17 protein-coding genes are annotated in these 14,818 nt (G+C 70.7%); all 17 read left to right on the top strand.

Annotated elements, in window-relative coordinates; translation table 11 throughout:
* Nucleotides 1-11: 11 nt before the first annotated feature.
* Nucleotides 12-1,331, top strand: coding sequence for a phage portal protein (locus tag QSK25_RS24865; protein ID WP_285641680.1), 1,320 nt, complete (start codon nucleotides 12-14; stop codon nucleotides 1,329-1,331).
* Nucleotides 1,332-1,351: 20 nt separating this feature from the next.
* Nucleotides 1,352-2,143 carry a VG15 protein gene (locus QSK25_RS24860; RefSeq protein WP_285641679.1) on the top strand — a complete coding sequence of 264 codons (792 nt, stop codon included), beginning with the start codon at nucleotides 1,352-1,354 and terminating at the stop codon, nucleotides 2,141-2,143.
* 151 nt (nucleotides 2,144-2,294) lie between these two features.
* Entirely contained in the window at nucleotides 2,295-2,816 is a 522-nt protein-coding gene (locus tag QSK25_RS24855) for a hypothetical protein (RefSeq protein ID WP_285641677.1), read from the top strand.
* A 98-nt stretch (nucleotides 2,817-2,914) separates the two neighbouring features.
* Nucleotides 2,915-3,742 carry a phage major capsid protein gene (locus QSK25_RS24850; RefSeq protein ID WP_352236303.1) on the top strand — a complete coding sequence of 276 codons (828 nt, stop codon included), beginning with the start codon at nucleotides 2,915-2,917 and terminating at the stop codon, nucleotides 3,740-3,742.
* Nucleotides 3,739-4,266, top strand: coding sequence for a hypothetical protein (locus QSK25_RS24845; RefSeq protein WP_285641676.1), 528 nt, complete (start codon nucleotides 3,739-3,741; stop codon nucleotides 4,264-4,266). Before QSK25_RS24850 ends, QSK25_RS24845 begins: the two co-directional genes overlap by 4 nt.
* A 67-nt stretch (nucleotides 4,267-4,333) precedes the next feature.
* The gene (locus QSK25_RS24840; RefSeq protein WP_285641675.1) at nucleotides 4,334-4,555 is read left to right on the top strand and encodes a hypothetical protein; all 222 of its coding nucleotides are present in this window, start codon (nucleotides 4,334-4,336) and stop codon (nucleotides 4,553-4,555) included.
* A 316-nt stretch (nucleotides 4,556-4,871) separates the two neighbouring features.
* Complete coding sequence (locus QSK25_RS24835; protein WP_285641674.1) at nucleotides 4,872-5,213, top strand: hypothetical protein; 342 nt, start codon at nucleotides 4,872-4,874, stop codon at nucleotides 5,211-5,213.
* 24 nt (nucleotides 5,214-5,237) lie between these two features.
* On the top strand, nucleotides 5,238-5,582 hold the full coding sequence (locus QSK25_RS24830; protein WP_285641673.1) for a hypothetical protein: 345 nt from the start codon (nucleotides 5,238-5,240) through the stop codon (nucleotides 5,580-5,582).
* A complete protein-coding gene (locus QSK25_RS24825) occupies nucleotides 5,579-6,004 on the top strand; it encodes a hypothetical protein (RefSeq protein WP_285641671.1) in 426 nt (141 codons plus the stop codon). Before QSK25_RS24830 ends, QSK25_RS24825 begins: the two co-directional genes overlap by 4 nt.
* Before the next feature lie 27 nt (nucleotides 6,005-6,031).
* On the top strand, nucleotides 6,032-6,658 hold the full coding sequence (locus tag QSK25_RS24820; protein WP_285641669.1) for a phage tail tube protein: 627 nt from the start codon (nucleotides 6,032-6,034) through the stop codon (nucleotides 6,656-6,658).
* A 35-nt stretch (nucleotides 6,659-6,693) separates the two neighbouring features.
* Nucleotides 6,694-6,975: a hypothetical protein gene (locus QSK25_RS24815; RefSeq protein WP_285641667.1), complete on the top strand. Its 282-nt coding sequence runs from the start codon at nucleotides 6,694-6,696 to the stop codon at nucleotides 6,973-6,975.
* Between the two features lie 56 nt (nucleotides 6,976-7,031).
* A complete protein-coding gene (locus tag QSK25_RS24810; protein ID WP_285641666.1) occupies nucleotides 7,032-7,391 on the top strand; it encodes a hypothetical protein in 360 nt (119 codons plus the stop codon).
* 7 nt (nucleotides 7,392-7,398) lie between these two features.
* Nucleotides 7,399-10,389 carry a hypothetical protein gene (locus tag QSK25_RS24805; protein ID WP_285641665.1) on the top strand — a complete coding sequence of 997 codons (2,991 nt, stop codon included), beginning with the start codon at nucleotides 7,399-7,401 and terminating at the stop codon, nucleotides 10,387-10,389.
* A 3-nt stretch (nucleotides 10,390-10,392) separates the two neighbouring features.
* Complete coding sequence (locus QSK25_RS24800; RefSeq protein ID WP_285641664.1) at nucleotides 10,393-11,187, top strand: hypothetical protein; 795 nt, start codon at nucleotides 10,393-10,395, stop codon at nucleotides 11,185-11,187.
* 136 nt (nucleotides 11,188-11,323) lie between these two features.
* A complete protein-coding gene (locus QSK25_RS24795; RefSeq protein ID WP_285641663.1) occupies nucleotides 11,324-13,390 on the top strand; it encodes a hypothetical protein in 2,067 nt (688 codons plus the stop codon).
* Nucleotides 13,391-13,465: 75 nt separating this feature from the next.
* Complete coding sequence (locus tag QSK25_RS24790) at nucleotides 13,466-14,209, top strand: peptidoglycan-binding domain-containing protein (RefSeq protein ID WP_285641662.1); 744 nt, start codon at nucleotides 13,466-13,468, stop codon at nucleotides 14,207-14,209.
* Nucleotides 14,206-14,802, top strand: a complete 597-nt coding sequence (locus QSK25_RS24785; RefSeq protein WP_285641661.1) for a transglycosylase SLT domain-containing protein — start codon at nucleotides 14,206-14,208, stop codon at nucleotides 14,800-14,802. Before QSK25_RS24790 ends, QSK25_RS24785 begins: the two co-directional genes overlap by 4 nt.
* Nucleotides 14,803-14,818: the final 16 nt, after the last annotated feature.

The following is a 14,818-nucleotide window of genomic DNA, read 5'->3' as shown; positions in this document are numbered from 1 at the left end:
GGGGGTGGACGGTGGCGCTGTCGCGCACCGAGGCCGCGGATGTGGCGCAACGCCTGATCGGCCGCTGGCCTGACCAGGCCCGCAACGACAAGATCAACCGGTACGTCAAGGGAGACCACGATCTCCCCTTCGCGCCACGCAAGGCCAAAGCCCACTACCTGTGGATGCTGCGCAAGTCCCGGACCAACTGGTGCTCGCTGCTGTTGCAGCTCATGGCACAGAACCTGTTCGTGGACGGATACCGCGCCACGGACGCCACTGCCGGCGATTCGGCCGGGTGGCGCCACTGGACGAGCAACCGCATGGCGCGCCGCCAGGCCGGTGTCCACCGCGCCACGCTGAAGTACGGCCGGGCGTTCGCCACGGTCCTTCCCGGTGATCCGTCGCCGGTGATCCGGGGCCACTCGCCTCGGGACATGAGCGCCTACTACGACGACGACGCCGACGAGTGGCCCGTCTACGCGGTGCAGAAAGCCCGCTCGTTCACCCCGGCCGGGGTACGGACGCTGTACCGGCTGTACGACGACCAGGCCGTCTACTTCCTCGCACCAGACGAGGACGGGGCTCTGTCCTATGTCGAGCACCGCACGCACGGCGCGGGAGTCTGCCCGGTCGTGCGGTTCCTCGACGAGGACGACCTAGACGGCGAAGTGCCCGGAGTCGTGGCCCCGATCCTCGACGTCCAGGACCGCGTGAACTTCCAGACGTTCCTGCTGATGATGGCGAGCCAGAACGGCGCGCATCGTCAGCGCTGGGCGGCGGGCCTGGAACTGGAAGAGGGCGAAGAGCCACCGATCGGGCCGGACCGGCTGTTGCACTCCGACAGCCCGGAAACCCGGTTCGGAAGCTTCGACGCCACCCCGCTCAACGGGTACGTGGAGGTCCTCGAACAGGTGTTGCGGCACCTGGCCGCGATCACCCAGACCCCGCCTCACACCCTGCTCGCGAACCTGACCAACCTCGCGGCCGACGCGCTCGACGCCGCCGAGGACGGACTACAGCGCCGAGTAGGCGAACGCCGCACGTCCTACGGGGAGTCCTGGGAACAGGTCCTTCGGCTGTGCTGCCTGCTCGACGGCGACCTAGCCGGATGGAACGACACCAGCGCCCAAGTCCGCTGGCGCAACACACAGTCCCGCTCGCTCGCGTCCGTGGTCGACGCCTGGGGCAAGGCGGTCACCATGCTGGGCGTCCCGGCCCGCGCGACGTGGGACCGCCTGCCCGGCGTCACCGACACCGACGTTGCGCGCTGGTCGTCCATGCCTGCGGCTGTCGACGGTCACGCCCTGCTGGCCGACGTGCTCGGCCGTCAAGACGCGTTCGGTTCCTGAGCCTGCTCGGAGGTGACGCGTTGGCGCTCACCGCCGAGGGGACCCGGCTCACCGCCGAGCACCGCCGCGCCCAGGCCCGCGTCAGCGTCGCCCTGGTACGCGACGTGCTCGGCCTGTGGCGGTTGCTCGACCCGTACCGGCTCGACGCCACCCGGCCGACCTGGGCGCAACGGGTCCTGGACCTCATCGGCCGTCACCGCTCGAAGTCCGAGCGCCTCGCGCTGGACTACTTCACTGAGTTCCGCCGCGCCGAGCTCGGTCCCGATCTCGGCGGCCAACGCGTGCCGCCCGTGACGGAAATACTCGAGAACCCGTGGCGCGACGCCGCCGAGGTTTCGTTGCTCGTGACCGGCCCGAGCACGGTCAAACGCTTGAGCGCTGCTGGGCTCGACCCGAGCGACGCCGCCGAACGCGCAGGTCCGGGCGTTGCCGCTGCGGCGCTGCGACACGCTGCAGGCGGCGGCCGTGGCGCACTGGACCAGGCGATCAACGCCGACCGGCTCGCGCTGGGCTACCAGCGCGTCACGGGACCGAAGCCGTGCGCGTTCTGCGCGATGTTGGCGTCTCGCGGACCCATCTACAGCAGCAGCACATCCGGCTCCACGACGATGCGCGGCGGCAAGCCCGACGACTACCACGACGGATGCGGCTGCACAGCGGAGCCCGTCTACGACGTCGCCACCGACCTCCCCGCCTCTTCGCAGCGCTTCGCGGACCTGTGGGAGTCGGTGGTCGTAGAGAACGGCCTGTCCGGCAAAGAGGCCCGCAACGCCTTCCGTCGTGCGCACGAAGCGCAGTTGCGCGCCACCTGACCCGGCTCCGCGGCCTGCCGTCGCGCCGCGCGGCCGAGCTGCTCGCCGGCCTATCGATCCGCCGCGCACCCGGTTCCGCGGCTTCCCCTCGCACGCCACCAATTCCCGGTGGCGTTCCCACCTGCCACTCCGTGACCTGAGGAGGTCCGTCGTGACCGCACCCGACCCCGCCGCGCCCGGCACCGCCGAGCAGCCCCCGGCCGTCGAGCAGCAGCCCGCACCGCCCGCCGCCCCGGCCCAGCCGCCCGCCGAGGACCCCGGCGCGGCGCTGCGCGCCCAGCTCGCCGACGCGCAGGCGCTCGCCGCCCGCGTGCCCGAGCTGGAACAGCGCGCCGCGTCCGCCGAGGACCTGCTGACCCGCCTGCGGGTGACCCGCGCGGCCGGGCTGGACGACACGTTCGCCGAGCGCCTGCGCGGCGGCGACGAGTCCGAGCTGACCGCCGACGCGACCGCGCTCGCCGAGCTGCTCGCGGCGACCCGCGTCGGCCCCGCCACTCAGGCCGCCACCCCGCCCGGCTCCGCGCCGGCCTCTGCGCCCGCCGCGCCACTGCCGCCCGGTCGCCGACCGGTCGAGGCGCTGCGTCCCGCGTCGGCTGCCCCGCCCGCTGAGAGCACCGACGACGACCCGGCCGCGATCGCGCGGTTGGTGTTCGGCAAGCCCACCACGCCCTAAGAGCGTTGCTGTCCTAAGGAGACACGCCCATTCCGAACCAGTTCCTTACCCCGAAGCAGATCGCCTCCGCCGCCATCGCGGCACTGGAGAACCAGACCGTGCTGGCCGCGACCGCCTGGCGCGACGCGGAAAGCTCGTTCTCCGGCAAGCAGGGTGACACCGTCACCGTGCGGACCGACACCGTGGTCGGTGAGGCGCGCACGTTCAACCGCGCGGCCGGTCAGCCGATCGTCGTCGACGACGTGAAGGAAGTCGGCGTTGACGTCAAGCTGAACACTTACCTGTACAAGGGAATCAACCTCCCCGACGAGCAACTGACGTTGAACGTCCGGGACTTCACGTCGCAGATCGCCACCCCGCAGGCGAAGAGCGTCGCGCGCGGAGTCGAGTCCCTCGTGGCCGCGCAGATGAACGCGCTCACGTCCTCGCTCGCGCTCAAGGCGGACGGCACCGACGTTCACACGATGCTGATCGAGGCCCGCAAGCGCCTGAACAAGGCAGGCGTCCCGATCGAGGATCGGTTCTTCGCGGTCAGTGCCGAGGTCGAGGCCATGTTGCTCAACGACCCCCGCAACAAGCTGATCCCCGTGGACGCTTCCGGTTCCCCGGCCGCGTTGCGGGAAGCGATCATCGGCCGGATGTACGGCTTCACCGTCATTCCGACGAACTACCTCGCGGACGGTTCCGCCGTCGCCTACCACCGCACCGCTTTCCCGCTCGTGACGAGGTCCCTCGACGTCCCGGCCGGTGCGACGTTCGGCGAGAGCATCACCTACAACGGGTTTGCGCTGCGTCTTATCCGTGACTACGACCCCGGTTTCCAGCAGGACCGCTCCGTTGTGTCCACTCTGGCCGGTGCCGAGACCACGAAGGACGAGAACGCCGTCAAGCGTGCCGTCCGGCTGACCACCGCCGCAGGTTCGTGACCGCCCCGGCCGCTGCGCTCGCGACCCTGAACGACCTCCAGGCCCGAGTCCACCAGCCGATCATCGGGACCCCGGCCGAGACCAGGGCCGCCGCGAAGCTCGCGGACGCCTCGGGCCTGGTCCGCGTCGAGGTCCCGGCCGCGCTGCTCGTTCCGGTGCCCCCGGTCGTCGTGACGATCGTGTGCGAAGCGGCCTGGCGGTCCGTGCGCAACCCCGAGGGCTACGCCTCCGAGCAGATCGGCCAGTACGGCACGCGCCGCAACGACGACGACATCGCCGTCTACCTCACCGAGGTGGAACGGAAGATCCTGCGCCGTCTCGCGCGCCGCTCGGGCCTGCGCTCTACCCGGATGCCCTACACCGCAGGCGACCACGCCGACCTGCCCGACACCGTCCCCGTCGTGTACGCGGACGGCCGGGCGGGGGAGCCGATGCCGTGGCGGTTCGTCGAGGACACCGAGTACGCCGAGGAGGTGCCGCCGCCTGTACCTGCCACACCGGCTGACGATCGTCACCCCGGCTGAACTTCCCGACGAGTACGACAACCCCGTTCCCCGCCTCGACTACGGCCCCGCGGCCTCCCGTCGCGCCGTGGACGGGATGCTGCAACCCCGCACCAGCAACACCGAGAACGAGCCCGGCCGCCAGGCCGTCACCGGCACGTGGTGGCTGTTCACCGCCGAGCCGATCGCCGCGCGCGAGCGCGTCGAGTACGACGGCCGCGTCTACCAGGTCGAGGGCGAGCCCGAACGCTGGGAGCCCCGGCCTGGTCGAGTGCACTACGAGACGAACCTGTCCCGCGTTGACGGATAGGTAACACGCGCCGGTTCGCACGGACGAATCCCGTCAACGCGCGAATGATGGCTGGGCGCTCGGTTGGCTTCGCGCCCCGAAGAGCGACAACCAACATCCACACAGGGACGCTCGCCACCACGGCGGCTGCGGCGATTGGCGCCGCGAGTTCAAAGGACACCGCTTCCATTTAGACCACGGGGGCGCAGCGCGTAAGCCCCCTTGCCGGGGGAATTCTCGATGTCACACACGCAATTACGCCTAACGGCCCATCGAAAGTCGCCGTTTGCGGCGGCCGACTTGACGGCTATTCGAACGCGTGTGCGATGGTGTCGGCATGGCGAACAGGATGACGCCGCAGGAACGCGAGCGCTACGAGGCGCTGGTGACCGAGTTCCGGCGTCTGGTCAACGGCATCCCTCGCTGGGATGTCCGCGAAGGACCGGACGGTCAGCCACAGATCGTGGACAGTCTGTTCGAGACTGAGATCTTCCGGCCGTGCGGGCCGTGGGCTCCGAACCTGGTGCGGTACTTCGAACACGTGCGTCACGACCCGCTGCTGAAGCTGCTCGCACTGCTCGACGCCGCGAGCGGACCGGACACGCGCCGGTCCGCGCTGGACTTCCTGGAGTCGCTCCGGCTGCTCCCTCCTCCCAGCCTCCGGCCGAACCGGGGCTGACGACCGCCACGGGAGGTGACTCCCGTGGTCGAGTTCTACCGCGACTCCGCCGGTATCGCGGAGATCCTCAAGAGTGACGATGTCCGCGACCTGCTGCGCCTGGCGGCTCACCTGGTCGCGGCCGACGTCCGGGCGCAGGGCCACATCGTCGAGGACGGGAGCCCGCTCCCGGTCGAGGTGCAGGACGAGCGCAACACCGACCGCGCAGGCGTGAGCGTGGTGATCCCGCACCCGTCGGGCGTCGGCATGGAAGCCAAGTACGGACTCCTCAAGCGCGCCGCCGCCGAGAACGGCATGAGCGCCAAGGGGTTCCGCAAGCCACGCCGTTCCCGCAAGCGCAAGCGCAAGAGGAAGCGGAGGCGGACGTGACCGCCTCCGGCGTTCCGGTGCCGGTCGACGTCGCCGAACTCGTGGTGCGGCTGCTCCGCCGCCTGCTGGCTGAACAGGCCGGCGAGCACGTCCGCGGCGCTCAGGTCGCCACGGAGACCGGACGCGGCAAGGACGGCGGTCCACCGTCTCTGCCGTGGCTGCTGGTCGCCGTGGACGACCACGAATGGCAATGGCCCGCGCTGCAAATCGCCTCGATCCGGCTCACCTGCTGGCACCGCACCGAGCACACCGCGAAAGCGTTGGTAGCACTGGCGATGGGCCTTCTGTGCGCCCGCCGCGCGACCGGCGCGTTCATCGCCGCCGAGCCCGACACCGCCCCTCTCTCCGGTCTCGACCCGCACACCTCCGCGCCGCTGGCGTTCGCGGTCGTGACCGTCACCGCCCGCACCTCGACGCGCTGACCGCGTCCAGTTTGGAGACCGTTTCCCTTGGCCGTAAACACAAGCCTGGTCCGCGTCGCCGGAACAGGCGAACTCTCCATCGCCACACCCGGCACCCCCGAGCCCCCGGACGCGACCACCGCGCTAGCCGCTGCCTGGACCGGACTCGGTCTGACGACCGAGGACGGCGTGACGCTGGCCCGCAAGGTCGAGAAGGAAGGGACCGCGCACTGGCAGCGGATCACCCCCGCCCGCTACATCATCAAGTCCCACGAACTCAGCGTGAAGTCCACGTTCCAGGAGACCAAGGCCCAGGTCCTCTCCGCGTACTTCGGTGGCCTGGTGTTCGCCGAGACGGCGACCGGCTCGAAGAAGTACCGGGCCGAGATCTCGACGGTTCCCAAGAGCGACGTCCGGGCGCTGTGTATCGACTGGACGGACGCGATCAGCGAGACCGAGATCTACCACCACCGGCTCTACATCCCGCGCGCCGAGGTCTCCGAGACCGACGACGCGCAGTGGAGCCGATCGCAGGAAGCGCGTTGGGGCATGAGCTTTTCCGCGCTCGCTCCGCCCGGCTCGTCCACGACGCTGGCCGTGTGGCTGACCGACGACCCGGCCGTGATCAACGGACTCGGCGCGCCGCCCGCGCTCGCCGCCGCCGACAAGTCCTGACCCCCGTCGACTCGAACCCGTAGGAGGACCTTCCCGTGAGCACCCGGCAGCGCGCCGCCGCGACCAAGACCAAGACCGCCCGCGCGTCCAAGGACGTGACCGTGCAGTGGCGCGAGACCACGTTCACCCTTCCCACCGCCGAGGACTTCCCGCTGGAGGCGTTGGAGGCGGAAGAGGAGGGGCGGCACCTGGCCGCCCTGCGCGTGATCCTGGGCGCGGAGCAGTACAAGGCATGGCGGGCGCTCGCGCGCACGGCCGCCGACGCGGAGGAGTTCTCCGCCGTGGTCATGCAGGAGTTGGGCGCGGGAAACCGCTGACCGTCGCTCAGCTCCTGAGCGACGACCACACCGCCGACGCACTCGAAGTCGACCTGTTGCGCCACGGGGTCGACCTGCTCGACCTCTACACGGGCGCTCTGTCCTATCGGCGCGTCTGCGCCCTGGTCACCCACCTGCCCCCGGATTCGGCGCTGTGGCGGGCGCTGAGCCCCGAAGGCAGGTGGACACGGGCCGACGTGCTCGCCGCCGCCACCGAACGGCGGCTCACCGCCCTGTGGGCCGCCGTCGTCGCGCTGCTCGGGCACGAACCGACAGACGACCAGCTCGCCTCCCCGCTCGACGTCCTCGACCCGCCCGGCCCCGTCCAGTCCTCTCCCGCGAAGGGAGGGGAGGGCGAGAGCACGGCCGCGCGGCCGTTGCGTGAGATCGCGATGATGATGACGAGGGAGGCGTGAGTCTCCCGTGACGGCTGTCGGCCGCGCCTATCTCAAGATCCTGCCGTCGCTGACCGGTCTCTACCGCACGGTGGTCAAGGAAGTCCGCGACGTCGAGCGAGCCGCGCCCCCGGTGCGCCTGCGCGTCGAGTTCCAGTTCACCGAGCTGCTGCGTGACATCCGCTTCGTCGTTCGCGAGATCGAGCGACAGCGGATCATGTTGCCCGCCAACGTAGACACCCGGCTGGCCGCGCTGGAGGTCGAGCGGTTCCGGCGCGAGGAGTCCGGCCGGGACATCGGTCTGCGGGTCTCGCTGGACCGGAGCCTGGGCGACACCGTGCGGTCGCTCGGCTCGCTGGACCAGGCCGTCACGCGCACCACAACCGGTGTATCGGGGCTCGGTGCCTCGATCGGGGCTCTCGGCCAGGTCGGGCAGGGTTTCACCCGATCCACGGCGAGCATCACCCGCCACTCCGCGGCCGTGGGCACCTCGACCCTGCGCTACGCGGCGCTGGCCGCCGCAGCCGGCCAGATGGTCACCGTCCTGTCCGGCCTCGGCGGCGCGGCCGTCGCCGCCTCCGGCTCGCTGCTGCTGCTCCCCGCCGCAGGCCTGGCCGCCGCTGCTGCGCTCGCCGTGCTGCGCCTGGGCACCAGCGGCATGTCCGAGGCCTTCGCCGCCGCCGACCCGGCCGCGTTCGCCGAGGCCATCGCGAAGATGCCGCCCGAGATGCAGGCGACCGCCCGCGCCGCCCGCGAGATCCAGACCGAGTTCGGGCAACTGCGCCTCGACGTCCAGGGCCGGTTGTTCGCCGGTCTGGGGCGTGAGGTCTCCGCGCTCGGTGCGCTGCACCTGCCCGCCGTGCGGACCGGGCTCGGGGAGATGGCCGACGCGCTCAACTCCTCCGCGCGCGGCTTCGCCTCCTGGGGCCGGGAAGCACGCACGGTCTCCGACGTCGGGCTGATCCTCGACAACTCCGCACGCTCGATGTCCGCCCTGTCCGGAGGCGTCGCGCCGGTCCTGTCGGGCCTGCGCGACATCGCCGCCGTGGGCTCGGACTTCCTGCCCGCGCTGTCCGAAGGACTCGCCGAAGGTGCGACGAGCTTCGGCGCGTTCATCGCCAACGCACGCCAGACCGGCGAACTCGCCGGATGGATCTCCGGTGGCCTCTCGGCTCTCGGCGAGCTGGCAACGCTGCTGGGCAACATCGTCCGGATCATCGGGGCCGTCTTCGCCGCCGCGAACACCGGCGGCGTGAGCCTGCTCGGCAACCTCAACGCCCTGACCGGCTCTCTCGCCGCGTTCCTGTCCACCGGCGCGGGAAGCGTTGCCCTACAACAGATCTTCTCCGGGCTACAGGCCGTGACGTCCGCGTTTCTTCCGTTGCTGACGGCGGTCGGTGACGCGATCGTCCGCTACGTCGCCCCGGCGATCGAGCAGCTCGGCCCCGTCGTCGGCGTGGCGTTCGGCATCCTGGCCTCGGCCGCCGCCCCGGCCGGGCAGATCCTCGCGGCTCTCGCGCCACTTGCCGGCGTCGCGGCGCAGGCTCTCGCCTCGCTGCTCGTCCCCGCGCTCACCGCCGTGTCCGGGATCGCCGCCGAGCTGGCCCCGGCCGTCGCCGAACTGGTCTCCGAGGTCGTCGGCGGCGGCATCGGTGAGGCGATCCGCACCCTGACACCGAGCCTGCTCGAACTCGCACGCGCGGCGGCACCGCTGATCGTCCAGTTCGGACAGCTCCTGGTCCAAGCGCTCCGCATCGCGGCACCCGCCCTTGCCTCGCTGCTGCGGGTCCTGACCCCCGTCGCGGCCGCGATCGGCGGAACGCTGCTCGACGCGCTCGCCGCCGCCCTGCCCCTGGTCGGTCAGCTCGCCGAAATCTGGGCTCAGGTCATGCTGGCCGGACTCCAGGCCGCGCTACCGGTCCTGCCGGTCGTGGTCGAGGTCGTGCGCCAGCTCGCAGGCGTCCTGAGCACGGGTCTCGCGACCGCGACACCCCACCTGGTCGAGCTGGGCCGCCTGCTCGGTGAGACGCTTCTCATTGCCCTGCAAGGACTCTTGCCGATCCTGCCGCAACTCGCCCAGGCGTGGATGACGCTGTGGTCCGAGGGCCTGCTCCCGAACTACCCCCTGCTGCTGCGCCTGGCCGTCGAGGTCCTGCCCGCCCTCATCCAGATGATCACCGCAGTGGTGCCGCTGGTCGTGCAGGCGGCCGGGGTCCTGGCGACCTGGGGCGGCATGATCGCCGTACTCACCGCCCGGTTCCAGGACGACCTGTTCCCCGTCCTGCGGTTCCTGCTCTACGACGTCGTGATTCCGATCTTCGGAAGCGTCGTGTCCACTGTGTCCGGCGCGCTGCGTCTGCTCCAGGGCATCGTGTCCGTGGCGATGGGCATCCTGTCCGGTGACTGGTCACGTGCGTGGTCCGGCCTGCGTGACATCGTCTCCGGCGCGTTCGCGCTCATCCGGGGCGCGGCCGACCTCGCCACAGGCGGACTGATCACGCTCATCGGGTCGTTGCCGGGCCGCCTGCTCGGCGCGCTCGGCGACCTCGGCGGCCTGCTGACCGAGGCGGGCCGCAACCTGATCCGGGGCCTGATTCGCGGCATCGAGTCGATGCTGTCGGCCGTGAAAGCGAAGCTGACTCAGCTCACGAACCTGCTGCCCAGCTGGAAGGGGCCGCCCGCACGAGACCGAATCTTGTTGCGTGACAACGGTGTTCTCATCATGCGCGGACTCGTCGCCGGGTTCGAGCGTGAGGAACCCAGGGTGCGCCGCTACCTGTCCGATCTGACCGGCGCTATCCCGGCGCAGGTCGCCACGCCCGCGGCGACAGGTACCGCCATCACCACGGGCGCGCAGAGCGCCGCCCCCGGTGCGTCGGCTGGCAACGGGACGGCGGAGCTGTCGGTGTTCCTCGACGCCGTGACGCGACTGGCCAACCGGCCCATCGTCGTGCAGGTCGACTCCACCGAGATAGCCCGCGCCACAGCGGACGGGGCACGAGTGCTCGCACGGAGGTGACGCGTGGGTTCGTTGTGGATCGGGCCACCGGACCGGATGCGGGAGTTCCCCGACGCCGCCCGCGACTACGAACGAACCGTGGAGCTCGGCGTCACGGAGTTCCGCGCCCTGTCCGGAAGCGTCACCGCGACCAGCCTCGCGACCCCGCCGCGTCGCCTGCGGTTCTCGTTCACCGGACTGGCCGAGGATGACGCTCGCTGGCTGGAAGCGTTGGCGCGCAGGGTGTTCGGTCCGCTCCCGCTGGCCGTGCTCGACCCTGCCGCGCTCAACCTGCTGGACGGGCCACAGTCGCAAGGCTACGGCCCGCCCAGCGGCTACCAGCTCACCGGCGGGGGCACGCTCGCCACACAGGCAGACCGCCGCGTCACCGTGGCGACCCCGTCCGCGCCGGCCTTTCTGCGGTGGCGGCACCCACACTGGATCGGGTGGCCCGTGGTGCCCGGCGTCCCGGTCGGGTTCGCGAGCGCTCTCGCGCCCGCCGCAGGGGCGTGCGTGCTGGAGTGGTTCACCGCGACCGGCGCCGCCAACGGCACCACCGACCCGGCCGCCGCCCCGTTCGTCGTGCCCCCGGCCGGGACCGTGTTCGTCCGGCCCGTCGTCCAGCTCACCGCGAGCACCACACCCCGCCTGGTCGGCCCGGCCTGGTTGTCCTTCGGCACGGCCCCGGCAACGGGCCTGAGCGCCCCTCTGGGCGACGGATGCCCGGCAATGGTGGTCACCGCCTACACCGACCGTCCCCAACCGCTCAGCCGAGACATGAGCGTGGACCTCACGGAGGTGCGCCGTACAGCAAGCTGACCCCGACCTCACCGCCGCGCTCGCCGAGCCGGAACGCCAGTACACGGCGCTGACCCGCCTCGGCGGCAAGGAGGTCACCGAACAGGTCACCTCCTGGGCGCTGGACCGCGCCTACGCCACAGACCTCCCCGCGCCCATGCGCTCGGTCAACGGCTCCGCCGCCTCCGAACTCCGGCTGAACCTCTCCGGGAACAACGAGCAGACCGCCGCCCAGCTCTACAGCCCATACGCCCCGCACCTCACCAGCGACGTAGCCCGGCCCCGGCAATCGGTCCTGCACGGGTGGGGACTGGGAGACGACGCGCTCCCGGCGTTCCGGGGCACCGTGCGCGACCGCGCGGCCGACTCCGGCGCGGGCACCCTGGCCCTGTCCGCCCTGGACGGAGCCGAGCGCCTCCGCGACGCCGCCCGGCTACCCGCGTGCGTGTCCACCCAGTCCTGGTCACCGATCAGCAGCGGCGTGTGGGTGGTGGACCACCTGTTGCGCAACGCGGGCATCCACACGGCCCCGCCGCCCCGGCCGACAGCGATCCTCTACGCCTCGATGCACGGCGGCCTCACGCCGGACATCGGGTTCTACCGTGACCACGCCGCGAACGATCTGACCTACCGGCGCGACCGTGCCGCCTGGGAGATGGCACCCAGCCCCGGATTTGCGCCGTACTGGGTGCGCTGGGACCCGCGTACCCGCACGACCGCGCCCGGTGAACTGCTGTTCGCCGAGTGCTGGGTGGACACCACCAACATGTCCTCCACCAACGCCACGGTCCAGATCGGGCTGAACTTCCAGGCGGACAACGCGTTCAACAACGTGCGGTTCCAAGTGGACTTCTGGCGGGACAAGGTCACTTTGGGCACCGACACCAGCAGCATTGAAATCACGCTGGGTCGGACACTCGGACGGGGCCGGTTCCACATCGGCGTGTTCTGGATTTTCGGGACCGGTGGCGCTCCGCGCGCGTATTACTACCTCGACGGCCCCGGCGTGTTCGAGCCGTTCCTACGCGATGACGCGGGCAGCTTCCCCGTGATGCCACGGACTCAGCTGAACTACATCCAGCTGGACGCGGCCCTGCCCGTCGAGGCGGTGCAGGTCTCCACCCAGCCGACGCTGATCGACACGGACGCGGTGTTCGATCCGCCGTGGCAGCGGGGCGCGGTCCTGGACGACGTCGTCTCCCAGCTCGTCGCCATCCCGCCCACCGAAGGCTCCGCGTGGGACGTCATCACCGCCGTGGCCCGCGCCGAGCAGGCGACGGCCGAGTTCGACGAGTTCGGGATCTTCCGGTGGCGTGGCAACAAGCGGTTCGTCAGTCCTGGTGCGACGGTCGCGACCGTCACCAGCGCGCGGGAGATCGCCTCCATGCGCGTGTCCGAGGCGATCGACAACGTGCGCAACGTCGTCGACGTCCCGTACAGCACGTATGCGGCCGGGCCGAAGACGACACGGTTCAGCGACAGCGAAGGACGCTGGATACCGGCGTTCGGAACCCTGCGGATCACCTACGACTACGACACCAGCGAGTACGACAGCCCGCCGCCCATCGTCTACGTCACCACCCCCGACACCAGCACCAGCCGTGTTCGGTTCGCGTTCCAGTCCAACGGCACCAGCGGCGTTCACGGACTCGTGGACTCCACCACGGAACGCGACGGAAACCAGCTCATCATCACGTTCAAGAACCGAGGCGGGAACGATCTGTTCCTGGTCACCTCGACCGGCGCGCCGTCGGTGTCCATCGCCGCGATCAAGCTCGCCACCGGCTACCCGCAACGGTTCTCCATCCGCCGCTACAACGAGACCAGCCGCGCCCGCTACGGCTCGCAGGTCTACCAGGTCCCCGCCACGCCGTGGTTGCAGACCCCGGACGCAGCCGGCCGGGTGGCGGACTACCTCCTGGCCGTCGCCGCGTCGCCACTGCCGATCCTCGGTGACGTCGAGATCCTGCCCGATCCCCGGTTGCAGCTCGGAGACCTCGTGCTGGTCCAGGACACGGTGGGCGCGAGCCTGTCCACACCGGCCTGGATCGTCGGAATCCGCACCAGCGGCGACGACTCCGGCAACGTCCGCCAGGTCCTGAGCCTGCGCGCCACCAACAGCCCAGGCCCGCCCACCGACGTGGGCCTGTCGCCGGACCCGCCGCTGGACCCCGGCGCGCGTGACGTCCTGCTCCGCGAAGGCGTCCGCGTCCCCACCTTCTAACCCCACAGACCAGCGCCCGTCACCACAACCCCGGTGACGGGCGCTTTGTCATGCCCACCAACAGAAAGAGAACGCATGGCCTGGCGTGTAGCACGCTCCCTGCTCACCCTGCGAGACCAGATCGACGCCCGTTTCCCGAACCGCCGCCGTGCGAGTGACGGAACGATCGGCGACACCAACCACCAGAACACCACGAGCGACCACAATCCCTGGTACGGGCCGGGAATCGTGACCGCACTCGACATCACCCACGACCCCGCGAACGGCGTGGACATCGACCGGTTCACCGACGAACTCGCCGCGAGTCGCGATTCCAGGATCAAGTACCTGATCGCGAACCGCCTCATCCTCGACTCGCGGCCGCAGTACAACCCGTGGCGGTGGATGCCCTACAACGGCTCCAACCCGCACACCAGCCACGTGCACATCAGCGTGGTCGACAACCCCGCGTGCGACGACACCCGGCCGTGGAACCTCCCGATGCTCGGAGGAGGCAGCACCCCGCCGCCCCGGCCGCCGACGTATCCGACGTTTCCGTTGCCACGTGACCACTACTTCGGACTGATCACCGGTCCGAACGAGTCGCACGGCGGCGCGCCCGTGTCGCAGGGCGGCATCCCGAACGAGGCCTACTACGTGCGGCTGATCCAGCAGCGGATGCAGCAGTTCGGCTACGCGCCCAACTACCCCGGCTGGGCGGACGGCATCTACCAGCAGGAGACCACCAATGCCGTTGCCGCGTGGCAGCGCGCGAAGGTGCCGGGTACCACCCGCTTCGGTGAGGTGTGGTGGGACGACTGGGCGATCCTGTTCCGGTGACCCGCCGCCGCTCCGCGGCGCTACTGCTCATCGCCGTTCTTCTCGGCGGCACAACGGTTCCACTGTTCATCGCGCCGAGACCGCCACCCGATGCCGAGGCTCCGCGGCTCACTTCCGCCTCGTCACCGGCCTCCGTGGTCGCCACGACCACGACGGCCGCACCGCCCGACCCGCCCAGCCCGCCGACTCCGACGCCACCGCCGCGCGACCCGATGCCGGCGTGTGGCGTCGCGACCGCCGCCCAGCTCGACCGGTGGATAGACCAGGCCTCCGCCGCGCTGGTCTGGCACGGACACGCCCCGATCACCGACCGGGCCGCCGTGCACCTGATCATCGCCTACGAGTCCAGCGGAAACCCCTGTGCCATCAACGAATGGGACAGCAACTGGCGGGCCGGTATCCCATCCAAGGGCCTGATTCAGGCGATCGACCCCACGTTCCAGGCGTGGCAGCTCCCCGGCTACCCGGACATCTATCACCCGGTGGACTCGATCATCGCCGGAGTGCGCTACGCCCGAAACCGATACGGCTCCGAGAGCCGCGTCCCCGGCGTCGTCAACGTCCGCAACGGGCGCGGCTACGTCGGATACTGATACCCATCAAGGAGAA

Origin of the sequence: Lentzea sp. NBRC 102530, assembly GCF_030269365.1 — a bacterium.
In the GTDB taxonomy this organism is placed as follows: domain Bacteria; phylum Actinomycetota; class Actinomycetes; order Mycobacteriales; family Pseudonocardiaceae; genus Lentzea.
Note: the sequence above shows the minus strand (reverse complement) of the source record. Positions and strands in the feature narration are given on the sequence as shown.

Bases quoted from the DNA above. Each gene is read 5' to 3' on its own strand.
- QSK25_RS24835 (WP_285641674.1), top strand. From the start codon at position 4,872: ATGGCGAACAGGATGACGCCGCAGGAACGCGAGCGCTACGAGGCGCTG.
- QSK25_RS24795 (WP_285641663.1), top strand. From the start codon at position 11,324: ATGCGCTCGGTCAACGGCTCCGCCGCCTCCGAACTCCGGCTGAACCTC.
- QSK25_RS24790 (WP_285641662.1), top strand. From the start codon at position 13,466: ATGGCCTGGCGTGTAGCACGCTCCCTGCTCACCCTGCGAGACCAGATC.